Below are 23,032 nucleotides of genomic sequence, written 5' to 3'. Positions count from 1 at the left end.
AGTGATTTTACAAGCTAAGCAAGTTGGGGTCGGGCCCCCAACAAATAGAACTTCATCAAAAATTCGCTACAAAATAAGCATGCTGGGGACCGGCAATGAATTTATTTCTTATTTTCTTCATCAATAAAATAGTTTGTATCCAGACAATGATTATCCAGTATTTCAAAATATATACTACTTATATTATGCGGTTAATGAATAGATTAATCTTCAAAATCGTACATCACTTCTTGTCCGTCCACGACTTCTTGAATGCTTAAACTTTCAATATGATCAATGTTAATATAATGCGATTGTTGGCCCGTTTTTAAAAATAAATAAGCCAGTTCATCAAATTCATCAATAAGACGTTGTACGCATGTATCATGATCAGGGCCATTTTGAAATGTTTTAAATTCAGTATAATTTTTACCAGACGTCGTTATGTATGTTAATAAAAATGTACGTTTCATTCTTTACACTCCATTTAGTTAGTCATAAAAAATTCTGCAATTTGTGATTCTACTTTATCACTACCCTCACCATGTGTCATAAGATGTTTACATAAAGGGTGAGGTGTTAAATCTTTATCTGCACTATTAATATGTTCATAAATATAATGTGCGCTATCTTGATAAGATTGTTCATCCTTTTCTCCATAAAGAATGCTTGCCGGTGTTGTAATATCGCCTAAATGAGCAGTAATATTTGAAATAAAATCTTTAAATACACGAACGCTAGGGCGATAGTCTTCTATATAATTTAGCTGCGCCTGTGCGGCATCACCATCTACATTCATCAACTCATTCATGCGTTGTCCGTAACGTTCCATACGCCATACAATACCTGCTTCTTCCTTTTCACTTGGTGCGGACATGACTGCAATTTTGGCAACATCTACCGTTTCAGCTAATTTTAAAGTGAATAGACCGCCTAAAGATACGCCAGTTGCATAAATTGTGTCATATCCTGCATCTCTTAGGAATTGATAACCATCAAGGACATCATTCCACCAATCATGAACAGTATATTGTGTAAACTGGTCGAGTGGTAACCCGTGCCCTTTATAATTAGGTGCGTAACATGTGTAACCTTCATTATTAAGTGTCTGTGCTAATGGTTTAATATCACGAATTGTACCAGTAAATGAATGCAGCAATAATACTGCTTCTTCGCGTGTCCCTTGCAAATGAATAGGACGTGGTGATTTTACTTTCATTCTTAATCTCTCCTTATTTTAAAAATAAACACATAATGACATTGCGCGTAGTCTTAAATGTGAAAAATCATTCAACCCACTCGCTAAATTCCATATGAACGCGTTGTGCGAGGGATTTGCCTTGCTCATAACCCGCATTTCCTATTTTTAAGATGTTATTAGGATTATAAATGTTATCTCCAATTTCTGCTCTACTCTTACTATCTGGACTTATCACTAGAACATGGCTATGTTCACGCAATCGTTTAGCATCATCAAATGCCCCCGGTATCATACCTAAGCCATCCGCTAATGGTGCCAATATAATGATACTATCAGCACCTTCTGCTAACATTGCGTTCGTAGGAGAAACCATGCCCCCATCAATCCAGTCACGATGGTTCAAACGTATATGCGGCCAAATACCCGGTACTGCGCCACTTGCTGTCACAGCTTCTTCAAGTGTCACATCGCTATGTGAATGAAATGTAGTAACTTCACCTGTTTTAGCATTCATAGCGGTAATCTCTAAATTATCGTGCCACTCTACATCTCCTAAACGCTGTCGCATGGCTTGTTTACGTTTAGATAAATCGACACGAGAGGGTCTCGTATATATAATGTCTCCCATCATTTGCCCTACTTTTACAGCATCATCACGACCTACAATAAAGGCATTCTGCCATAAACGATAAATATCTGAAGAAACCGTCGCCCGATCACTATCATCTCTGCGCTCATTTAATTCATAGTAATATGTGCGCATATCATCACCATTCGCCAGTACTGCCCCTACAAATGATCCTGCTGATGTGCCAATGATTCTATCTGCTAAATCTAAACTCACACCACTTTCAATCATTCCAGCTAAGACGCCTGATTCCCATGCAATCCCTGTAATACCGCCTCCACCAAGAACTAAAGTACATGCTTTATCTTTTGGCATTGCCATCTCCCCTTTGTTAAAAAGATGTTGTCCTATTCATTATTATTAGATTTATGACGAAGATTAAGGTTAAACAGTGGTAATATCATTAAAAACAATGCTATCCACACCACAGCTAATGTCACACCTCCAACTACATCCGTTATATAATGCGCATGAAAATATAGTCGGCAACACAATACACCTATCCATACGATAATGGTTATAATACTGATTATGATCTTGATAGCTTTAAACTTGATTAGTGGAATTAAGATAATGAGTAACATTAACGCAAGTAGCGTACTCGCATTAGAATGGCCACTTGGAAATGAATAACCATGATCTCGCATCAAATGATTATATGGACGTGGTCTTTCAATTAGCTGTTTAATCAAATAATTTAATAACGTACCACTGGATACCGTTAAAAGCATCCAAATAGCTAGTTTAAAATGTTTAAATAATAAAATGATAGCTAAAAATAACGTGATATAGATAACAGATTTTACTTCTCCTATTTCAGCACAAAACGTCATAAAATTATGCCAAAGGCCGTCACCAAATCTGCGTTCTGGTTCACCAAAATAATCGGTTAGCCAATGTAATGATCCTTTATCGATATATTGAACCATTAATGTATCACGACTGACATTTATTGCTACAATAATAAAAATAATTAATCCAATCATGAACATAGGTACCGTCGTCATAGGTGATATTTCTCTTTTTTGTTTCATCATACGTTCATCAGTCCCTAATTTCATTGTTTTCTGTAATTCACAGCAATTTAATTCACTTCATTAAAAGTCATTTAAATGTTTAATTTGTTGTCCATCCTTATTGAAATTAGACGGTGCAAGCCAATGTTCGAATCTTAATTTCACATCTGGCCACTCGCTATCTAACATTGAGAACCAAGCCGTATCACGATTACGACCTTTACAAATATTAGAATGTCTAAATAATCCCTCGTATGTAAAGCCAAATCGTTGTGCAGCATGCTTAGAAGGCGCATTTAAATTATCACATTTCCATTCATATCGTCTGTAACCTAGTTGTTCAAATACATATTTTGCTAACAAATATTGAACTTCTGTAGCTACACGTGTTTGCTGTAATTGATTAGAATAAATGATATTGCCCACTTCTATCGATCCTTGTTCTGGGTTTATGCGCATTAATGCCACAATACCTAGAGGTTTGTACTGCACCTTATCTATAATCGTAAAGAAATATTTATCTTCACTATCAATCAGTTGATTAATGTATTGTTCAAATTCCGTTTTAGAATCAAAAGGGCCTTCATAAAGGTACGTCCAAATGTGTCTTGATTCAACATCACATAGCACGTCATACAAATCATCTGTGTGATGACTATTTAACTTTGCTAAACTACCATAATGCCCTTCTAATAATTGTTTATTAGGAAAAGGCGGTATCACAAAATCATCTAATGCTTCTCCAATTGGTTGCTTAAATTCATTTACGCGCATCACTTTCAACTCCTAGATTACCTTTGTGTAAATTGTACACTAAACCACTAAAATAATCTCTTAATTAGAAATTATAAAATATAAATGAATCATGCATCCATTAACCTTCATATAAATGAAAAGTACCCTGAAGGTCAGTTTCTATTGCTGACTAGATAGGGTACTTTTCTAAATTTATATTACAATGCTTGTTGTTGAATATTAAAGTTGCTTTTCCAAATTAGTATCTAGTTTAAATACAATCACACGTTCACCTGTAATCGTACTTAAATCACTATGGAAACTACTTACACTAACCCCAGTAATATCTAAGATTAATTGCATCAAATCGTCTTGACCGGATTCCACAAGTTCTGAACGCGTACGTTTAATGTTAAGTAAACCTTCTTGCGTTTTACATACTCTATACTCGGCTGGTGTTAATACGCCTTGCAAATTGACGATAATCATATCGCGTAATATATCCGTTTTTACTGAGAGTGAGCCACGTCCGAGAAAGTCCTTTTCCCATTGCGTAATTGCTTTACTAATTTCTGCCTCATAAGCACCTTTAGATTTAGCCATGATTAATCTTTTATCTCCTATTGATTGATTAACCTTATTTTATCATTTTTTTCGGAAAAACCGAACTCCCTACCAGTCTTTCCAGCTATCGTTCTCATCAATACTAGCCAAACGTACCCAGTGATTATCCACTTTCTGCTTGAACTTAACATTATTCTCAAGTAAGTCTTTAATATATTGATCTGGCGCTTGAATAACGACCAATAATCGAATTGGAGAATGATAAATCTTGTTATCCGCTGCCATAACTGATTGCCAAGGTAACCCGGCAAGTAAATCACTTGAATTCCCTTGCATGACACCGACACCAGACGTAACAGATTGCGTCGTTTTATTTCCGCTTCCGTAAAAATGCGGCGCAACCGTCGATGCGTAATATTGTAAATTAATCCATTGGGCTACTAGCGCTGGTCCTGAAATAATTGTGTTTAATAATTGTCCATCAGCATCTTTCTTCCAATCATAATTATGTAAGAAAGCACGCCCTTCTAAATCAGTACCAGCAGTAATACTACGTTGTCCAATAATAAATTCCGCATTACGTGCTAAGCCCCATTCTGGACGAATCTCACTCCAGTCATTCGCAAAGCGATGTGCTTCTGCCACTGGGTCTTTTAAATGTTCTTGATCTAAGCCAGGAAGGTTAGCTAGACGTTCAGAATTTGCCTTATAACTTACACGCGGCATAGCTTCATTTAACATATCCAATGCATGTTGTGCTTCTGTCGTTAATTCAGGCATATAAATATATTCTAAGTCATCGATAGACGTCTTGTGCTCTGCAGCCACAAAGACTGTTGAATCTGGAATCACTATACCTTCACTTTTTAAAGCTTTACGAACGTGAGGCAAGTTGCACATCATTGCTAATAATTTAGCATTAAAGCCACTTGATGCACCGCCACAAGCACCACATTCTAGCGAGGCATGGTACGGATTATTATTAGACACACTTCCATGACCCCCTAATACAATTAAAGGGGCAAAGTTCGTCGTTAAATCCATCAATTCTAATGCTTGTCTTGTAAAAGCAACTTGTTCTTCTTCTGTGAAACCGATTGGTAAATCACTATAAACTTCATGTTCACGGTCTATTGTTAGTTTAGCTTCGGGTTTCTTCAACCAATTCTTGGTAAAATTACGAACAAAATGCCCTGTCTTCTTCGGCATCAATGTACTCGCAATCGTATTCAAACTTAAAAATGGTCCACTTAATTCTGGTAATAGTAAACTTGGTAAAACATTATGTTTCATCAATTTAAATGTATAGAACATAGATGTAACCGAATGTTGCTGTTGATTATACGTATTTAGAGCATGACGATCCGCGTACTCTTTAATGGCATAAGCCGGCGGTACCATAACAGGCAATGAATTATGTGTAAATTGTTCATCTAGCACTTCTTTTCTAATTGGAAGTCCAAAGAAACCTGCAATGCCGATTGTTTCAAATGGTCCTTCACTTTCTAAATGACGACGGAATGGTTCAGAACGCACATCAATACAAAAGGCTAATTGAACTTGTGTTTCTTGTTTAACTGGTTTAACAGATTTATCATATATCGCTTCCACTAACTCACGTTCATGCGTTTCTTCCCATGCTTCAAGCCATAATTTTTTGAAATAAAGCGGGTTAAAATCATGTGCAAATCTTAAATGTTCTAACTGATCTTCAATGGACATCGATGCCCAATCATCAATAGACATTTCTCCATAATATAACCATTTACTTACCAATTCTTTAATTCGTCTTTCCACATTTAAGACTGCCGGGCGACTCATTTTTTCAGTATCTAATAAAATACATTCCATCGTTAATCGTATAGCAAGATACTGTGTTAATAAGTCCGCTTCATGCTCATGTTGTTCGGCACGATAATACATCATTCCAGCCCAACCTGGTAATGATAAGAAATGTCCTGTTAGATAGGACTCTCGTTCATCTTCCGCTATATCTAAGTGGTTCAATGCCATAATTAAAGCTTCTCTATAATCTTGAGGTAATGTTTTAACCATTTTACGTTGCGTCTTACTCAACATGGGATCATGCTGTGCGAGATGCAACCAAGAGATATAAAATCCTTCTTCTCTTTTCGGCATTGTCCAACTTGATTGGAAGTTATCCAAATATAATTTAGACCACTTAATAATATGTGTATTCAGTTCATCCATTAAAGATTCACCTTTAGCATTAAACGCATTCGCACTTTTTGAACGTGCGTATTTAAAAGGTTCATCTTCAAATACACGTTTAAGCTTAGATACTTCAATCTTTAAGTAGGCTTCTTTAGTAATTAGGTTTGTAGGCACATCCTTAATGCGCATTGCGTTCTTACAATAAGTATCAATATGTGATTTTGGCACTGATGTATCGTAAGCTTTAATAGCTTGTTGAACGTCTGCTTCTACGAGTGTTTGATCTATCTCGCCATTTTCCAAAGCAGTCATCACCGATGCATGACTTGGGTACAAATCTATATCGCGAACATGTTTAAACCATTGAGCAACTTGATCAAACGTTTCATGTTCCATTTCCTCCCATGGATTACGTGCAGCAAAGATAGAGATCGGAGATAGTGGTGTAATCACACGACGTGCCGCTTTGACTGTGTCCTCTATGTTAAATTTAGTTATAGTCATGTTTGATTCCACCTCTTATAAATATTTTTTTAAATAGTTCGGATGACTTTCAACCGATTTAAATTTTGCTTCCCCAATTTTCACAAGCCATAAATATACTTTAGCAAAAGCTGTTGACGAACGACGACGTGCTACCCAAATGCTAAAGATACTACCTAATACTAGAATGGCAATACAAATGATCACGCTAATGAATGGTGGGTGTGGCGCAACCATATATACACTACTTAAAATATTGACAAATACGTCATGCGTCACAACATAAACAAGCGCTACAATGATGAGCATTGCGATGCCAATCATCCTACCCATCATTCCTCTATTTAGCGCAACCATTTGATTCCACGATACAGATAACGACCATGCTAAAATAAATGCACTAATTAATGTATAAGGTGTATGCGAACTTGTTAAAAAGAAAATAACTGCAATAACAATTGCTAATGTTCTCCCTAACACTGTCCAAGCATAAGAACGTTTAACATTAGGTGGTGTTGGAATATTAAAACGTTTAACAATTGATCCTGATTGTAAGAATAGCGTTGCTTTGAAGACACCATGTAAAATCAAGTGAATAATCGCAGCAGAATAAACACCTAACGCACATTGTACAAGCATAAAGCCCATTTGGCTCATTGTTGAACCTACAAGCTGTCTTTTATAATCAACATGCACCAAGCTAATTCCTGAACCGATAAGTACAGAAATACTTGAAATAACAAGTAATAACGTTAAGGCAATACTATTATCAAACACAGGTGAAAAACGCGTTAAAATGATGCCACCTGCATTTACAATACCAGCATGCATAATTGCAGAAACAGGTGTGGGTGCTACAACAGATTCAATTAACCAGCTTTGGAATGGATACTGTGCTGCTGGAATAATAACTGCAATAACGAGTAATAAATCTACAATTAATTTCAGTCCATAACTCATTGCAACATCATAATCTTGTGATGGGTCGATAACCCAATCGCCTGTACCAATATAAAATACAACGACAGCTAAAAGTAATGCTATCCAACCAATGATAAATGATCGTGCAGAAACCTTTGCTGCTTCAGCTGGTACTTTCCATGAACGATTGAGTCGAATCAGTTGCGTTAAACAAAATAATGTCAATCCCCAACAAATAACCATTAAACGTAAATCATTACTTAGCCAACCTACAGACGCAAATACCGTTGTAAATGTGTATAACGGAAAGTATTTACGATAATTACGATCACCTAATAAGTAACGTGTAGAGAATTTTTGAATTATAAACCCTAAAGCGAGTACAAAGGCACCTACTAACCAAGCTAATTTGTCTAGCGCAAAGATGCCTACGATATCTCTGCCATTAATAGTGATTAAGCCAATTACTCCTACAATGACAGGTAATAGAAGTAAAGTTAAATGTAAACGTATGTATTTTACAGGAACCGATGGCACTAAAAAAATCAAGCCACTTAACACTGCAATGACAAGCGTTACGAAAAATAATGTTAGTAAAAAACCTGAACTTAACATTGCTGCTCCTCCATGTCTTCAATCTATTTCATTAAAAAGTTCCCTTATACTATTAACAATATAAGAAAAAACCTACAATAGTCTAGTTTTATCCTTAGATATCAGATATTTACTAACTATTGTAGGTTTCTATGAGAACTCATTTACTTAATATGTATAAATGCTCTTTCAAGCTACCTTATATGTATCATCAACCATATGTCTCATCCTTCAATTGAACAATGAATACTGCGTATCCTTGCACAACTGCTTGATAAAGACCTATGTAAAAATTCAGCACAATACATACAATATAAAAAATTATTGCTAAAAAGTCAATCTATTAACGTATTCGAAGGGTATTTCGTTTATCCAATATTATTATCGACCTTTAATCATTCAGATAGGCATGATTTATCGTTACTAATTGTCTGAAATCTAACGAATACGAAACGCTTTCATTGAGTTAGGAACTATCGCCCACAGATATTCAAAGTCACGTTATACTTTATTTAACATTTAATAAGGAGGTACTCAAAATGGGAATCATTTCTGGTATTATTGAACTTGTTAAATTCATCATCGACTTAACTAAAAAATAAGTCTCGCATAACGCACATAAACATTCCATATAAAAAAGAGTGAAATCGAATGATTTCACTCTTTTTTTGCGTTAATAAACAAAACGTTCAATCTCTATATGGATAAAGATTGAACGTCAGTGGATAAAATGAATTTATTTTGTTTAAGTATAAAGTAACATATTTTAACGGTCATGCATGTAACAATTTTGTGAAACCGCTTAAAAATATTTTAAAAAACCTCTTATAATTATCGATTTAATTAATATTTAGTGAATTTTTCTTATGAATATGTTCATTTTAGAACAATACACGTAAATTTAGGGTAATAGTGAATCAAATACTAGAGATGTACATCATCAGATATTTTTTGATTAATACCTAATCGGATTATCTTCATTGACTAACGATTCGAATTCGTATCTTTAGACAAGGGGGAGTGGGGCAGAATTCTTTTGAATTCGTCGTCCCAGACTATAGTATTAATACCTTTATCACTTTGATATAACCTATTAAACATTTAAAGTTGGTGTCTACTATGATTGAACATTTAAAAAAGAAAAATCGCAAAACAATAAAAGTATTAGGCAATATTTGGCTTAATGCAAATTTAGATACACATACCTTTATTGATAGTTTTTATTGGATAGACAACTATACTACTGTACTTGATGCTCTTAAGGATGCTGAGGTTTACGTTTATAAAAATGGTAAGGACATTGTCGCATTTTGCGGGCTTAATGACACTTACATGGCCGGCTTGTTTGTAAAAGAAGAATTTCGAGACCAAGGGATTGGGCATGCACTCATTAAGCATTTACAATCTGAATATGATTATTTATCTTTAAAAGTATTTGAAGAAAACCATCGCGCCGTTCATTTTTATACGGATTTAGGTTTCATAAAAATCGACGCCAATATTGATAAAACAAACCATACTGAATTATTGATGGCATGGAAGAAGTAAAACCATTTACAATTTAAGATACACGATTGGATATTCCCTACCTTGTCCATCCTTTGCAGATTCATCATATTTTATGAATCCATTCTTGCGATAAAATGCCAAGGCACCGGGGTTATCTTTGTTTACATCCACATACCTAACATTATGGTCTCGAATTAAACTTTGAAGTATTGCCGTGCCATACCCCTGTTTAAAATACTTAGGATCTAAAAATAACATTTCTAAATTTGAATCATGAGTCCCGGAAAAGCCAATGATGTCGTTCCCGTCGAACCATAAATATGCTTCAACATATGGAAAATAGGTTGGTATTTCCTTTTTAAGTGCGATTCTATCCTTCTCTTTTAAAAAGTGGTGTGTCGCGACAACTGAACGCTCCCAAATGGCTAATGCCTTAGAATAATTTTCTTCTTGAAGCTTCATTTTATTTAATTTCATTTATATAACCTCTTAATCATAAACTAAATTGATTCTGTCAGTATCAGGGTTGCGTTGAAACTCACCACGTTTCACAACGACCTCACGTATTTCAGTTTCATCACCGATTGCTACATTAGTAAGTATATGAAGTAATTCATTAGCGGTTAGCACGCTCTCATCTACCATTTTTTACGTTGTTCATTGATAAATCTAGCGACTTTCTCATTTCTTAGCAATCTACTACCCTGTACATGTGCTGTATGTGGGCTATATCTAGCCTTTATTGCGCTTTGAATGACGTTTAATTAAGGTATTCAAGTGCAAACTTTTCTTGTCTAGCGCTTAATTCACTCATATTATCCCTCCTTATTTTCTAATTTGTCTAATAAATCTGAGTATAGTTGATACACTCTGCTTTTCGTAATCATTAATATATCTGCTATTCGTTTTAGTGATTGTCCTTCACATAACATAATAAATAACAGATGTTCCCTACTGATGCATGTGGCGTATATATATTGATCTAACTCATTAAAAAACGCCTGCTGTCCTACATCTACAATATTCATACTTTCAACATCTTCATTTTTGGTAGATCCTATAATTTAGTATGTGACATTTTGTATCCCTTCTTCCTTATTCATAGCAGAACATAGTAAGCATTTAAAATTATTTCATCAATAGTTATATTAGGAATCAAATCTTTTCTTAATAAATTTCTAAAGACAATCATCTCTTCTTTATTAAAATTTATTTCTGTTTCTCTTTCATTTGTTACGCTTGAACTGAAATATCAAATTGTTTTGCCATTTTTTTCTTGCGTCATACCTAACATATTTCGATAACCAACTATTTTATTCATCTTCATTACCTACGATAAACACCGTAAAACATAGTATTTCTATTTAGCCAATTTAAAACATAACAATTTGTTATATAATTAAAATTGAGGTGATGCGTTGGATAAAATCGAAATTAGCAATAGAATTAAAAATATACGTAATAGTTTAGGTTTAACTATGGAAGCTTTTTGGAGAAAAAATAGATAACGAAAACCCTGTAAAGTCTGGTGTAGTTTCTAATTGGGAAAATGGGAAACAACTGCCTAATAAAGAAGATATAAAAAAAGTGAGTGACACAAATTTAATCTACAAAAAATATGCGTATAACGAGAAAATAACTTCTGTTGATAAACTTAACAATTTTTTTCAGCTAACTATATAGATTTACAAAACAAATTATATAGATACCAATCTAAGAATTATTTTATTGCAGATGTAATAAATGATTTAATCAAATACGGTATACAATTATCAAAATTGAATAAAAATGATGAGATAGATAAAACTATAGAAATAAATATAATTAATTTTTTGATTACATGTCTATATGTCAATAAGGAAAGTAACATGTTAAAGAACACTGTTTTAGAAAATTCTAATTTAAAAAAGTATATTGAGAATGGTTTAATAGATGACTTAGATATTTTAAGTCAAGTTATTGATGCAAAAAACAAGGATAATTAAATATTTTATAAATAGAAAAGGAGTTATACATATAAAAAAACTATTCGGCGTATTACTAACAAGCACATTAATTTTAGGAGCATGCAGCACTCATAATGACGCTTCTAAGAAAGATGAAGATACCAAATCTGGTATGAAGTCAAATGATCCTAATAAGGATAAAAGTAAAGATAATAAAAAAGATAACGATAAAAAGAAATCTGAGAACAAGTCTAAAAAAGACGATAAGAATGCAAATGAGAAAGAAAATCCCCAAGATAAATCATCTAGCAATGAACAACCTACTCAACAAACTCAGACTAATCAAGATCCACAATCTCAGCAAACTCAAGAACAACAAGCAAATAATAACCAACAAAGCAGCGGCCTTTTAAATCAAGAGCAAATGGAAGCTAATGCTAGAGTAGCGAAAGAGAATGGTTATACTGGTATTCCTAATGGTGATATTGGGGCTGCCGATGAAATGGAAGCCTATGCAAAACAACGCTATGAAGAAGATAAAAACATCAATAATGAAGATGTAGAAGAATTTACTCCTGAAGAAGAACAAGCTGCTATGGAACGACATGCTAACGAACTAGAACAAGAAGGTTTGAAATAACTTAATAATTTCAGAGTAGTTTATCTACCCTATTTATTTTAGGAAGCTCACTCACATGTAGTATTAGATATTCAACAAATTTTCATCTAATAATTAAGGTGGTAGTTCTATCGAACAATATTTATTACACCATAGAAAAATGAATATAAAGGACAATAAATTTTAGGAGAATATATATGAAAAAATTACTAGGAACTTTATTTGCAGCTACACTTGTTTTAAGTGCTTGTAGTCAAGACGATACTAAAGAAGATGAAAATAAAAAGTCGGAAAGTACTACTGAAAAGAAAACTAATGATAAAAAAGAAAACAAATCTAAAGAGGATAATAAGACTAAAGAAGAAAAGAAAACTTCAAAACCAGATACTGACACACAAGAAAATAAAAACAACAACTCAAGTGAAGAAGCTCAATCTCAAGAGCAAACACAACAATCTGATACGCAACGTTCAAATTGGGAAATAAATCATGCAAATGAATTAAGAAATGATCCAAATGCTAACTACAACAGTGATTGGACTGAGGAACAACAAGCACATGCAGAATATGAAACTAAAAAATCTGGCCGTCCTGGTATGGCAGATGATGTAACAGTTCCTAATAATAGCCAACAATCATCAAATTCAAATTATGATCCAAATAACCCGTATATGAATTTACCAAACCAAGAATGGCGTAATAATACTGGTGGTTTATCTTCAGGTGAAATTCAAACAAGAAATGAAATATTAAATGGTACATATGAAGGTGATGATGCACAACAAAAACTCGATGCTATAAATTATTATGAACAAAAATATTCGAAATAATTAAATTTAGGGTAGCACGTCTACCCTTTCTATTCTAGGAGATATACTCACATGTGACATGAAAAATTTACTAATAAGCATGGCGAAGTACAATATCGCTATTATGAAAAGTATAAAGATCCACTCACAAATAAATGGCGACATACTAGCGTAGTGCTTGGTAAACAGTCACAAAAAGAGGCTCAAAAACGCTTAAATGAGCGTATAATAGCAAAGTTAAATGACAAGACATCTACTAACCTTAAAACGTTAACTTTTCATGCTGCATGTGATGAGTGGTTAAGTTAATATCTGGATCTAAACAGTCAACTATTACTACTAAAATTTATAAAGTGGCTCACATTAAAAGAAATATAACATCACTGATATATCATACATAGATGATGTTGTAATGCCTAAAAAAGCGCCTACAAGCAAAGAAGTTAAAGGTAAACGTGAGAATTATTTAGAAATGGCTGAAGTTCTAACTATTGTTGAAGAATTAAAGCGTATAGCAAATAAAAAGCATGCTAGTTGTATAAAAAGATCATACTTATTTACTGCTTACATAGTTGAATTTCAAGCATTAAATGGCATGCGTATTGGCGAACTCTTAGCATTTCAACCCGATAATATTGATTTTTAAAATAAGAAACTTGTCATTGATGGCACTATACACTGGCGCAAAGATGGTAACAAAATGGGTTTCAAAGATATCTCAAAAACTGCGTCATCTTATCGTACTACATCTTTAACTACTAGAAGTTGTGATATTTTACGTAAGGTTATGTTAGAAAATAAGGAAGCAGTTCAATGGGAAAACATGTATGTGGATAGGGGCTTTATTTTCACAAGTCATAGAGCACCCCTCTCCCTCTTACATCAATTAATAGAAACATACAAACCGCTACACAAAATATAGGGATAGAAAAGCACGTGACAAGCCACACCATGCGTCATAGCCATATATCATTATTATCTCAATTAGGCGTGTCACTGCGTGCAATAATGGATCGTGTAGGTCATACAGACCCCAAAACTACATTACAGATATACAGCCATGTTACCGAACAGATGGATAAAGACATAATGAATAAATTAGAAATGGTTGGGAGATAAATTGTTGACTCTTATCATTAAAGGTGCTAATATTTATCTACAAATAAGTTAACTCAACCCATGAGAGTAGACACCCCACCATAAGGGGATGAGCGAAATCATGGGTTTTTGTATGATTTTTTATTATAAGGGGAAATTATTGATGAAAATAGCCGTACTAGTCGATGGAGGATACTATCGAAAAAGAAGTCAAAATGTATTTGGAAAAGTTACAGCAAAAGAAAGAGCAGATGAGTTATATAAATACTGTAATCGACATTTAAAAGAAACACATTTTGGAATAGAAAAATATGCAGACTTATATAGAATTTTTTATTATGATTGTCCGCCTATTGATAAACAAGTGTTCCACCCATTAACACAAACGAATATCGACTTTACTAAAAGCGAAACCAAGCAATCGACCGAAGATTTTTTTAAAGAGATATCAAAAAAACGTAAAGTAGCATTGAGATTAGGAGAGTTAAACGAGGCTACTGTGCATTATAATCTCAAACATACTAGCACTAAAAAATTAATGAAAGGCAGTAAAGAAATAAATGAATTAGACGAGAAGGACTTTGCATTATCATTAGTTCAAAAAGGTGTAGACATGAAAATCGGGTTAGATATTGCCACCTTATCTTATAAAAAGCTAGTAGATAAAATCGTTTTAATTGCAGGAGATAGTGACTTTGTACCTGCTGCAAAGTTAGCGAGAACCGAAGGAATCGACTTCGTACTCGATTCGCTAGGTGCAGACATAAGAGATAGTCTTTCGTTACATATTGATGGGCGTAGGACATGTGACGAAAAATACATAAATAGAAATAGACAATCAAAAAAAGATACATAATAACTACTTTTCCTCACACTTTGCCCTTTTTCTGCCCTTTTTTCTAAATTCAAAGCATAAAAACAACCCTCTAACCATTGTGGTTAAAGGGTTTTATCATTCATATATTCTATTCCCACTCAATAGTGCTTGGTGGCTTAGACGTAATGTCATAGACTACGCGGTTGACGTGATCTACTTCATTTACAATACGGCTTGAGATTTTTTGTAAGACTTCCCAATCAATGCGGGCGAAGTCACTTGTCATACCGTCGATAGATGTTACTGCACGGATACCTACAGTATGGTCATACGTACGATAATCTCCCATTACACCTACAGATTGAATGCCAGGAAGAACTGTGAAGTATTGCCAAATGTCTCTTTCAAGACCTTCTTCACGTACAACCTCACGTAAAATCGCATCTGATTCACGTACAATTTCTAATTTATCTTCTGTAATTTCACCTAACACACGGATACCTAAACCTGGACCTGGGAATGGCTGTCTCCAAACTAAATGTTCAGGAATACCTAATTCAATACCTAAAGCGCGTACTTCGTCTTTGAATAATGTATTGATAGGCTCAATAAGTTCAAATTCCATATCTTCTGGTAATCCACCTACGTTATGGTGCGATTTAATTGTTTGCGCTGTTTTAGTGCCTGATTCAATGACATCAGTATAAAGTGTACCTTGTGCTAAGAAATCAACATCTGTTAATTTAGCCGCTTCATCATCAAACACGTATACAAATTCATTACCAATAATCTTACGCTTTTGTTCTGGATCAGATACACCTTTTAATTTATCCATGAAACGCTCTTGTGCATTCACACGAATAATATTCATGTCGAAACCTTCACCAAATTGTTCCATAACCATGTCCCCTTCGCCTTTACGAAGTAATCCATGGTCAACAAAGATACATGTTAATTGATCGCCAATCGCTTTATGTAATAAGACTGCTACAACTGATGAATCTACACCACCACTCATCGCACATAAGACTTTACGATTGCCAACACGGTTACGAATTTTTTCAATTTCAATTTCAATAAAGTTTTCCATTGTCCATTCGCCCGTACATTCACATACACGACGCACAAAGTTTCTTAATAAATCATTACCGTATTCTGTATGACGTACTTCAGGGTGGAATTGAACACCGTAAATTCGGCGTTCTTTGTCTTCAATTGCTGCATAACTTGTACTTGGACTATCCGCGATAACTTCAAATCCTTCTGGAATTTCAATCACTTTATCAGAATGACTCATCCATACTGTTTGTTCAGATGGTAAACCGAAGAATAAATCATCTGATTTCGCATTAATTATTGCTTTTCCATACTCACGTTCGTTAGCGCGTTCAACTTTTCCGCCTAAAAGTTTCGTCGTCAACTGCATACCATAACAAATACCAAGTACAGGAATACCTAAATTATAAATGTCAGGGTCAATTGTAAATGAACCTTCCTCATAAACTGAGTTTGGACCACCTGAAAGGATGATACCTTTCGGATTCATACGTTTGATTTCTTCAATTGAAATTTCATGATCGTGTAATTCACTGTAGACGCCCATTTCACGAATACGACGTGTAATCAATTGGTTATATTGACTACCAAAGTCTAAGACAAGAATCAACTCTTGCTCTTGAGCCATTTCCATAATTGTGGATCTCCTTTAAATTGAATTTTATGTAAATAATAGAGAGACACTTTCCACATGTATTGCTCCAAGATTATGTTTTAAAGTGAACAAACTCTGAGACAAACATATTTGAATTGAAAAGTGCTCCCCATTCTTTCTAACAAACTGCCATCATCACACTACGTTCATTTTAAAATGAGTAGTTAGGTGATTCTTTAGTAATTTGTACATTATGTGGATGACTTTCTGCTAAACCAGCAGGACCCATACGTGTGAATTGTGCTTCGTCACGTAATGTTTTCAAGTCAGGTGAACCTGTATAACCCATACCAGCTCTTACGCCACCCATAAGTTGGTAAATTGTATCTTGTAATGGACCTTTGTAAGCTGTACGACCTTCAATACCTTCAGGGACAAATTTTCTAGGAGATTTGTCTTCTTGGAAGTAACGGTCATTTGATCCTTTTTCCATTGCGCCTAAAGAACCCATGCCTCGGTACACTTTATACTGTCTACCTTGGAATACTTCAGTGGCACCTGGGCTTTCTTCAGTACCAGCTAATAAGCTTCCTAGCATTACTGCATGTCCACCAGCTGCTAACGCTTTAATAATATCACCAGAGAATTTAATACCGCCATCTGCTATGATTGCTTTTCCAAATTTACGTGCTTCCGTTGCACAATCATAAATCGCTGTAATTTGAGGTACACCTACACCTGCTACGACACGTGTTGTACAAATTGAGCCTGGTCCAATACCAACTTTAACTACGTCAGCACCAGCTTCGAATAATGCACGTGTTGCCTCAGCAGTCGCTACATTACCAGCGATGATAGTAACTTCAGGATATGTTTCTTTCATTTTCTTAACTTCTTGAATCACGCCACTAGAATGACCGTGTGCTGTATCGATAATTAATGCATCTACCCCAGCTTCGACTAATTTTTGAGCGCGAATTTCTGTATCTTTAGATGTCCCAATAGCTGCTGCAGCGAGCAAACGACCATGCGCATCTTTAGCTGCATGAGGGAATTCAAGGACTTTTTCAATATCTTTAATTGTAATTAAACCTTCTAAACGGCCATTTTCCACTAAAGGTAATTTTTCAATTTTATGTTCTTGTAGAATTGTTTCGGCTTCATCCAATGTTGTGCCTACAGGAGCTGTAATTAAGTTTTCTTTAGTCATCACATCAGAAATCTTGATTGAAAAATCTTCTATAAAACGTAAATCACGATTCGTTAAAATACCTACTAATGCTCTTGATTCTTTATCACTCACAATTGGTACACCTGAAATACGGTATTTACCCATCAACGCCTCTGCTTCATATACACTTTCATCAGGTGTTAGATAGAATGGATTTGTGATAACACCGTTTTCTGAACGTTTAACTTTTTGAACTTCTTCAGCTTGTTCTTCGATGCCCATATTTTTATGAATGACACCTAGACCACCTTGACGTGCCATTGCAATTGCCATTTTAGACTCGGTTACTGTATCCATACCAGCTGATATAACTGGAATATTTAATTTAATTCGTTCTGATAATTCAACACTAAGATCCGCATCACTAGGTAACACATCTGATGCTGCTGGAATTAATAAAACATCGTCAAACGTCAAAGATTCTTTAGCAAACTTATTTTCCCACATTGATAATACAGCCTCCATTTTTATATATAGTTACTTCTATTATTTCACATTTTCTTCGCTTTGTTTATACTTTATACCATTAAAAAAGAAATTAAGAATAATTGCGGAAATCGCGCCTAATACAATACCGTTTTGAGTTAGCCATGCAAATTGCTCACCTAAAGCTTTAAACGCTTGTGGTACTGCACTAATACCTGTACCCAATCCTACAGATACAGCAATGATTAATAAATTATTTTGATTCTTAAAATCAATATGACCTAAAATACTAACACCGTAAGCCATCACCATACCAAACATCGCAATCATTGCACCGCCTAATACAGGTAATGGAATGATATTAGCTAAAGCACCTAATTTAGGAATACAACCACAAATGAGTAGTAAAACTACCATACCGTAAATCACTTTATTCTTCTTCGCACCTGATAAAGATACTAACCCAACATTTTGTGAATATGCCGTGTAAGGAAATGAATTAAAGATTGATCCTAATACAATAGCAAGACCTTCCGCAGTGTAACCCTTACGAAAATCTTTCCTTTCTAATTTTTTGCCAGTAATTTCACTTAGCGCATGATATACACCAGTCGATTCTATTAAACTTACGATTGCTACAATCGTAAATACCAGTATTGCACCTAAATCAAAACCGAAACCAGAAAAACGAAATGGTTGAGGAATGCCTAACCAATGGGCTTCTCCCACTTGCTTAATATCTACTAAACCAAGCAGATTGGCCAATATTGTTCCTGCAACCAGTCCGATTAAAATCGCAATGGATTTTAAGAACCCTTTTGTAAATCTTTGCAAGATAAGAATAATGATAAGTGTAACGCCACCTAAAATTAAATTTTTAGGATTTCCATAGTCTTTAGCGCCTTCTCCACCAGCTAAATAGTTCATTGCAACTGGCATTAAATTGATACCAATGATTGTAACCACGCTTCCTGTTACAACAGGTGGAAAGAACTTAACTAAGTAAGAGAAGAATGGTGCAATAATGACAACTAAAATACCTGATATAAATAATGAACCATATAGCACATCCAGACCCTTCGTTTGACCGATTAAAATCATAGGTGCAACTGCAGTAAACGTACATCCTAGTACAATGGGTAAGCCTGTACCTGTTACTTTGTTAGCTTGTAAAAATGTTGCCACACCACACATGAAAACATCCACTGTGACTAAATACGCAATTTGTTCTGGTGTAAACTTTAAACTCGTACCAACGATGATTGGTACTAAGATTGCACCGGCGTACATTGCTAATAAGTGTTGTAAACTTAAAATGAACGTCTTCATTCATTTTCACCTAGTAAAGTCACTTGGTTGCCTTGTAACGAGGCTACTTTACATAATGAAGACACATTTAAACCTGCCTCTTCTAATCTTTGTCTGCCATCTTGGAAACTTTTCTCAACAACAATGCCAATACCAACTGTTTTAGCTTTAGCTTGTTGTGCAATATCATATAATCCTAGTGATGCATCGCCATTTGCTAAGAAATCATCAATGATTAAAACTGTATCATTCTCATCTAGAAATTCTTCTGAGACAATCACTGTACTTGTTTTGTTTTTTGTAAAGGAATGGATATCCGTACTATAAAAACCATCTTTCAACGTACTTGGTTTCGCTTTTTTAGCGAATAAGCATGGGACATCAAAATGTAATGCCGCCATAATAGCTGGAGCAATGCCTGATGCCTCGATTGTTAAAATCTTAGTGACACCTTTATCTTTAAATTGCTCATAAAATGTTTTGCCTACTTCATGCATTAGTTTTGCATCGATTTGATGATTTAAAAAACCATCAACTTTTAATATTTTTTCATCAATTACTACGCCATCTTCTTTGACTTTCTGTCTAAGCGATTCCACGTCAAAACCTCCTAAATTTGTATACAAAAAAAGCCTCAAACTTCACGAGAAAGTTTCAGGATCCATGAGCGAACAGGCAATACATATCATTTTAAGATTTCAAGAAGTCGTAAATTTAAATGTATTCTTCTTTAAACACTTTATAATTTTAAATTTGTTTGATCTCATAGGATGAAGTGAATGAATATACAACCTCCAAAGTGAAACAACCTTATACAGTATTTCTAGATAGTCATTTAAATAAACATCGTCCATTTTATGTATTGATTCTGAACCCATAGTCATGTCGTTTGTGGCAACATGGTAGAAACTTCTAAAGCCATATTCTTTAGATTATATGAGTGATATAAATTATTTTACGATAATAGCAAACTTTTGCTTGATTTTCAATATCATAGAAATGGTTATAAGCCCTTTCACAATAATATTTTGTCGTGTAAGCGTTTAACTAAATATTGCTCAACACTATTTGTAAACACTTCTTAATTAATTATATAATAACTATAGTTGCGTTTTATAACTATTCTTAAGGGTATATTTTTATTAAAAGTAGGACGAAAAGATGGAGGGCGATTAATATGGCAGATTTTACCGTATTAGATAAACAAGATGAGATTTATAACGTTGTACAAAAGAAAAAAGCTGAAGGATATTCAGAAAATGAATTAGTCGTTGTAAGTAAAAGTAAATTACACTTAGATGATTTACATGATTCTCAAGTGACTTTAATTGCCACAAGTGGTTCATTTAGTGATCGCATGTCTAAATTATTAACTGGCGAAGACGGTGAAGAAGCTGTTTTAGCTCGTTATGATTTATCTGAGGATCAAAAAGAAAAATACAAAAAAGAAATCTTAGACGGCAAATTTTTAGTAGTTGCTAACAAAGATAAATCTTCACATGACGAAGTTGAGCAAAATAACTCAGCTTACGAAGAAATTGATATCACACATTATGCGAATGAATCTAAAGGTCCAAAATCATAATCACGATTGGATTTAAACTCTGAAGCCGTAAGATGCGCTATAGTAGTGCGTTTATCTTACGGCCTTTTTTCGTCTCATAACGTTTTATTAATGACGTCTTATTATCTAAATATGCTATACTTAAACAAATATTCGTGGGGGTGAGATTATGAAATTTCACGTGATTCAATCAATTAAAGATGCATATTATGACAAAGCAATCGCTTTTTATAATCAACAACTAGATGTAAATTTTTATGAAGATAGCTATATTATTGAGCGATCCTTAAAAAATAATAAAACAGAAAATGATTATACTTTTCTCGTGGGCATACGAGATGATGAAATCATTAGTTTAGCGACGGCACATTATGAAGCAACAACAAATTCAGCCTTTTTAATACACTTAATTGCGAATAACACTTCAGATTATGAAGATGTCCTCGTTAGCACACTACAAGAAATTGAGCATCAATTAAACCTACTTTCTAATAAGGTGCACGCTCGTGATATTAATTTTGTAATGGTTGAAGTCCCTAAAACAGACCACTCATTACAAGACATTAATCAACAAGCAGTCACTCAACGCCAGCAATTATTGCTATCTAATGGCTTTGAAAGACAAAGTGAAATTGATTATATACATCCAAATTATTCTAAAATTGAATCGCCTTTTAAAGTAGATCTATTCATTAAATCAAATATAGAATTAACTAAAGATATATACCCAGCAAGTGTGAAATCAAATTATATTTTAAAATATGTATTTGCTAATGGTATTTCACGCGATATTATCTATCCTTTATTAGTAAAAATGAATTTACGCCTACCACACTAGGAACACTTGAAATGAGCGATATAAAGGGTTAAACTAATAGTCGAGGTTAGACTGACGTTTCACTGACAGAAGACAAACGTCAGTGTACATAAATCAATGAACGAAAGGACTTTCAGCTATGTTAACCAAAGAATTCGCTCAGCGTGTCGAACTAAGTGAAAAACAAGTCCGTAAAATAGTCCAACATTTAGAAGAACGTGGCTATCAACTTAGTAAGACTGAATATCGTGGCCGTGAAGCTACTGATTTTAAAGAAGAAGATATTGAACTTTTCCAAGATATCGCTGAAAAAGTAAAACAAACAAATAGTTATGATTTAGCTTTTGAAGAGCTTGAAAAGGAAAAAGACTTTTTACAAGTCATTGTTAAAGAAGACAATGAACAATTACCTGCGGATCAAAGCGCTACGCAATTAGTAGAAGAATTACGTACAGAAATTCAAAAAATGCGTGAAGAACGTCAAATGCTTGGTCAAATGATCAGTCAAGTGCATCAACAACAAACAGAATTAAAAGAACTTCAAAATCAAATCACTGAAAAATTAGATGTTAATAATCAATCATTATTAGCTATTCAAAATGCTCAAGAAGCCATTCAAACGGCTCAAAAAGAGCAATCTGAATACACTAAAAATGATTTAGTTAAAGAAATTAATGATAAAAATCAACAATCTATCGATACATTAAAAGAGGATATTACGACACAATCTCAGTCATCTCCTCTTGGCAGACCTAACGATGAAAAGAAAGGTTTCTTTGCACGATTATTTAACTTATAAATCTTTCAAATAAAGCGAACAGTTGTGACACTATCAATTTGTCACAATACAATTAATATAAGGGTGAGACAGCATTCATTTTGAATCCACTGCCTCACCCTTTTTTATAGGCTCTACGTCAAATCGGACTGATGAGTCCAAA

General features: G+C 34.2%; 20 protein-coding genes, 3 pseudogenes and 1 riboswitch. Of the genes and pseudogenes, 9 read left to right on the top strand and 14 right to left on the bottom strand.

Features of this window, described 5'->3' with window-relative positions; genetic code table 11:
- Positions 1 to 203: 203 nt before the first annotated feature.
- From HMPREF3239_RS00910 to HMPREF3239_RS00875, 8 genes are all read right to left on the bottom strand, one after another.
- The gene (locus HMPREF3239_RS00910) at positions 204 to 452 is read right to left on the bottom strand and encodes a hypothetical protein (protein ID WP_053030242.1); all 249 of its coding nucleotides are present in this window, start codon (positions 450 to 452) and stop codon (positions 204 to 206) included.
- Positions 453 to 466: 14 nt separating this feature from the next.
- On the bottom strand, positions 467 to 1,198 hold the full coding sequence (locus HMPREF3239_RS00905) for an alpha/beta hydrolase (protein ID WP_053030243.1): 732 nt from the start codon (positions 1,196 to 1,198) through the stop codon (positions 467 to 469).
- 67 nt (positions 1,199 to 1,265) lie between these two features.
- Positions 1,266 to 2,123: a patatin-like phospholipase family protein gene (locus HMPREF3239_RS00900; RefSeq protein ID WP_070854388.1), complete on the bottom strand. Its 858-nt coding sequence runs from the start codon at positions 2,121 to 2,123 to the stop codon at positions 1,266 to 1,268.
- A gap of 32 nt (positions 2,124 to 2,155) precedes the next feature.
- Positions 2,156 to 2,842, bottom strand: a complete 687-nt coding sequence (locus tag HMPREF3239_RS00895; protein WP_070854417.1) for a phosphatase PAP2 family protein — start codon at positions 2,840 to 2,842, stop codon at positions 2,156 to 2,158.
- Positions 2,843 to 2,905: 63 nt separating this feature from the next.
- Positions 2,906 to 3,598 carry a GNAT family N-acetyltransferase gene (locus tag HMPREF3239_RS00890; RefSeq protein WP_070854386.1) on the bottom strand — a complete coding sequence of 231 codons (693 nt, stop codon included), beginning with the start codon at positions 3,596 to 3,598 and terminating at the stop codon, positions 2,906 to 2,908.
- Positions 3,599 to 3,799: 201 nt separating this feature from the next.
- Positions 3,800 to 4,162 (bottom strand): Na-translocating system protein MpsC family protein, encoded by a 363-nt coding sequence (locus tag HMPREF3239_RS00885; RefSeq protein WP_011276808.1) that lies wholly within the window; start codon positions 4,160 to 4,162, stop codon positions 3,800 to 3,802.
- 69 nt (positions 4,163 to 4,231) lie between these two features.
- A complete protein-coding gene (locus HMPREF3239_RS00880; RefSeq protein ID WP_070854384.1) occupies positions 4,232 to 6,802 on the bottom strand; it encodes a DUF2309 domain-containing protein in 2,571 nt (856 codons plus the stop codon).
- Between the two features lie 15 nt (positions 6,803 to 6,817).
- Positions 6,818 to 8,317: an NADH dehydrogenase subunit 5 gene (locus tag HMPREF3239_RS00875; RefSeq protein WP_070854382.1), complete on the bottom strand. Its 1,500-nt coding sequence runs from the start codon at positions 8,315 to 8,317 to the stop codon at positions 6,818 to 6,820.
- Positions 8,318 to 8,835: 518 nt separating this feature from the next.
- On the opposite strand from HMPREF3239_RS00875, the gene HMPREF3239_RS12755 reads away from it, so the two are divergent.
- Together HMPREF3239_RS12755 and HMPREF3239_RS00870 are read left to right on the top strand one after the other, a co-directional pair.
- Entirely contained in the window at positions 8,836 to 8,898 is a 63-nt protein-coding gene (locus HMPREF3239_RS12755; protein WP_089046351.1) for an alpha family phenol-soluble modulin, read from the top strand.
- 517 nt (positions 8,899 to 9,415) lie between these two features.
- Positions 9,416 to 9,844, top strand: a complete 429-nt coding sequence (locus tag HMPREF3239_RS00870) for a GNAT family N-acetyltransferase (protein WP_070854381.1) — start codon at positions 9,416 to 9,418, stop codon at positions 9,842 to 9,844.
- A gap of 6 nt (positions 9,845 to 9,850) precedes the next feature.
- Here the strand turns inward: HMPREF3239_RS00870 and HMPREF3239_RS00865 are convergent, their stop codons facing one another.
- Complete coding sequence (locus HMPREF3239_RS00865) at positions 9,851 to 10,282, bottom strand: GNAT family N-acetyltransferase (RefSeq protein WP_070854379.1); 432 nt, start codon at positions 10,280 to 10,282, stop codon at positions 9,851 to 9,853.
- Between the two features lie 15 nt (positions 10,283 to 10,297).
- Positions 10,298 to 10,619, bottom strand: a pseudogene (locus HMPREF3239_RS11935) (terminase small subunit); the annotation flags it as partial.
- A 1,304-nt stretch (positions 10,620 to 11,923) separates the two neighbouring features.
- Here HMPREF3239_RS11935 and HMPREF3239_RS00855 point away from each other — a divergent pair.
- The 4 genes and pseudogenes from HMPREF3239_RS00855 to HMPREF3239_RS00840 all read left to right on the top strand — a co-directional run bounded on the left by HMPREF3239_RS00855 (position 11,924) and on the right by HMPREF3239_RS00840 (position 15,133).
- Positions 11,924 to 12,391 carry a hypothetical protein gene (locus HMPREF3239_RS00855; protein WP_231119762.1) on the top strand — a complete coding sequence of 156 codons (468 nt, stop codon included), beginning with the start codon at positions 11,924 to 11,926 and terminating at the stop codon, positions 12,389 to 12,391.
- A gap of 176 nt (positions 12,392 to 12,567) precedes the next feature.
- Positions 12,568 to 13,200 (top strand): hypothetical protein, encoded by a 633-nt coding sequence (locus tag HMPREF3239_RS00850; RefSeq protein ID WP_070854377.1) that lies wholly within the window; start codon positions 12,568 to 12,570, stop codon positions 13,198 to 13,200.
- A 57-nt stretch (positions 13,201 to 13,257) separates the two neighbouring features.
- Positions 13,258 to 14,298: pseudogene (locus HMPREF3239_RS12400) on the top strand (tyrosine-type recombinase/integrase); the annotation flags it as partial.
- 142 nt (positions 14,299 to 14,440) lie between these two features.
- Complete coding sequence (locus HMPREF3239_RS00840; protein WP_176747935.1) at positions 14,441 to 15,133, top strand: NYN domain-containing protein; 693 nt, start codon at positions 14,441 to 14,443, stop codon at positions 15,131 to 15,133.
- A gap of 109 nt (positions 15,134 to 15,242) precedes the next feature.
- Here HMPREF3239_RS00840 and guaA read toward each other — a convergent pair whose 3' ends face one another.
- The 4 genes from guaA to xpt form a co-directional block, all read right to left on the bottom strand.
- Positions 15,243 to 16,784, bottom strand: a complete 1,542-nt coding sequence (gene guaA, locus HMPREF3239_RS00835; RefSeq protein WP_053030254.1) for a glutamine-hydrolyzing GMP synthase — start codon at positions 16,782 to 16,784, stop codon at positions 15,243 to 15,245.
- Between the two features lie 172 nt (positions 16,785 to 16,956).
- Positions 16,957 to 18,423 carry an IMP dehydrogenase gene (gene guaB / locus HMPREF3239_RS00830; protein WP_053030255.1) on the bottom strand — a complete coding sequence of 489 codons (1,467 nt, stop codon included), beginning with the start codon at positions 18,421 to 18,423 and terminating at the stop codon, positions 16,957 to 16,959.
- A 39-nt stretch (positions 18,424 to 18,462) separates the two neighbouring features.
- Positions 18,463 to 19,731, bottom strand: coding sequence for a xanthine permease PbuX (gene pbuX, locus HMPREF3239_RS00825; RefSeq protein WP_053030256.1), 1,269 nt, complete (start codon positions 19,729 to 19,731; stop codon positions 18,463 to 18,465).
- Positions 19,728 to 20,309: a xanthine phosphoribosyltransferase gene (xpt, locus tag HMPREF3239_RS00820; protein WP_053030257.1), complete on the bottom strand. Its 582-nt coding sequence runs from the start codon at positions 20,307 to 20,309 to the stop codon at positions 19,728 to 19,730. Before xpt ends, pbuX begins: the two co-directional genes overlap by 4 nt.
- 258 nt (positions 20,310 to 20,567) lie before the next feature.
- A riboswitch (purine riboswitch) is annotated at positions 20,568 to 20,670 on the bottom strand.
- A 217-nt stretch (positions 20,671 to 20,887) separates the two neighbouring features.
- Between xpt and HMPREF3239_RS00815 the strand changes: the two genes are divergently transcribed.
- The 3 genes and pseudogenes from HMPREF3239_RS00815 to HMPREF3239_RS00805 all read left to right on the top strand — a co-directional run.
- The gene (locus HMPREF3239_RS00815; protein ID WP_053030258.1) at positions 20,888 to 21,295 is read left to right on the top strand and encodes a general stress protein; all 408 of its coding nucleotides are present in this window, start codon (positions 20,888 to 20,890) and stop codon (positions 21,293 to 21,295) included.
- Positions 21,296 to 21,443: 148 nt separating this feature from the next.
- Positions 21,444 to 22,112: a hypothetical protein gene (locus HMPREF3239_RS00810; protein WP_053030259.1), complete on the top strand. Its 669-nt coding sequence runs from the start codon at positions 21,444 to 21,446 to the stop codon at positions 22,110 to 22,112.
- 118 nt (positions 22,113 to 22,230) lie between these two features.
- Positions 22,231 to 22,734, top strand: a pseudogene (locus tag HMPREF3239_RS00805) (DNA-binding protein); the annotation flags it as partial.
- Between the last annotated feature and the right edge of the window lie 298 nt (positions 22,735 to 23,032).

The sequence above is a fragment of the Staphylococcus sp. HMSC34C02 genome, from assembly GCF_001838705.1.
Classification (GTDB): Bacteria; Bacillota; Bacilli; order Staphylococcales; family Staphylococcaceae; genus Staphylococcus; species Staphylococcus borealis.
The sequence above is the reverse complement of the archived record's forward strand: the minus strand, read 5'-3'. Positions and strand labels throughout refer to the sequence as shown.

Bases quoted from the DNA above. Each gene is read 5' to 3' on its own strand.
- HMPREF3239_RS00885 (WP_011276808.1), bottom strand. From the start codon at position 4,162: ATGGCTAAATCTAAAGGTGCTTATGAGGCAGAAATTAGTAAAGCAATT.
- guaB (WP_053030255.1), bottom strand. From the start codon at position 18,423: ATGTGGGAAAATAAGTTTGCTAAAGAATCTTTGACGTTTGACGATGTT.
- HMPREF3239_RS00865 (WP_070854379.1), bottom strand. From the start codon at position 10,282: ATGAAATTAAATAAAATGAAGCTTCAAGAAGAAAATTATTCTAAGGCA.
- HMPREF3239_RS00895 (WP_070854417.1), bottom strand. From the start codon at position 2,842: ATGAAACAAAAAAGAGAAATATCACCTATGACGACGGTACCTATGTTC.
- HMPREF3239_RS00875 (WP_070854382.1), bottom strand. From the start codon at position 8,317: ATGTTAAGTTCAGGTTTTTTACTAACATTATTTTTCGTAACGCTTGTC.
- HMPREF3239_RS00850 (WP_070854377.1), top strand. From the start codon at position 12,568: ATGAAAAAATTACTAGGAACTTTATTTGCAGCTACACTTGTTTTAAGT.
- HMPREF3239_RS00855 (WP_231119762.1), top strand. From the start codon at position 11,924: ATGAAGTCAAATGATCCTAATAAGGATAAAAGTAAAGATAATAAAAAA.
- HMPREF3239_RS00810 (WP_053030259.1), top strand. From the start codon at position 21,444: ATGAAATTTCACGTGATTCAATCAATTAAAGATGCATATTATGACAAA.
- guaA (WP_053030254.1), bottom strand. From the start codon at position 16,784: ATGGAAATGGCTCAAGAGCAAGAGTTGATTCTTGTCTTAGACTTTGGT.
- HMPREF3239_RS00815 (WP_053030258.1), top strand. From the start codon at position 20,888: ATGGCAGATTTTACCGTATTAGATAAACAAGATGAGATTTATAACGTT.
- HMPREF3239_RS00890 (WP_070854386.1), bottom strand. From the start codon at position 3,598: ATGCGCGTAAATGAATTTAAGCAACCAATTGGAGAAGCATTAGATGAT.
- pbuX (WP_053030256.1), bottom strand. From the start codon at position 19,731: ATGAAGACGTTCATTTTAAGTTTACAACACTTATTAGCAATGTACGCC.
- HMPREF3239_RS00900 (WP_070854388.1), bottom strand. From the start codon at position 2,123: ATGCCAAAAGATAAAGCATGTACTTTAGTTCTTGGTGGAGGCGGTATT.
- HMPREF3239_RS00905 (WP_053030243.1), bottom strand. From the start codon at position 1,198: ATGAAAGTAAAATCACCACGTCCTATTCATTTGCAAGGGACACGCGAA.
- HMPREF3239_RS00840 (WP_176747935.1), top strand. From the start codon at position 14,441: ATGAAAATAGCCGTACTAGTCGATGGAGGATACTATCGAAAAAGAAGT.
- HMPREF3239_RS00880 (WP_070854384.1), bottom strand. From the start codon at position 6,802: ATGACTATAACTAAATTTAACATAGAGGACACAGTCAAAGCGGCACGT.
- HMPREF3239_RS00910 (WP_053030242.1), bottom strand. From the start codon at position 452: ATGAAACGTACATTTTTATTAACATACATAACGACGTCTGGTAAAAAT.
- HMPREF3239_RS00870 (WP_070854381.1), top strand. From the start codon at position 9,416: ATGATTGAACATTTAAAAAAGAAAAATCGCAAAACAATAAAAGTATTA.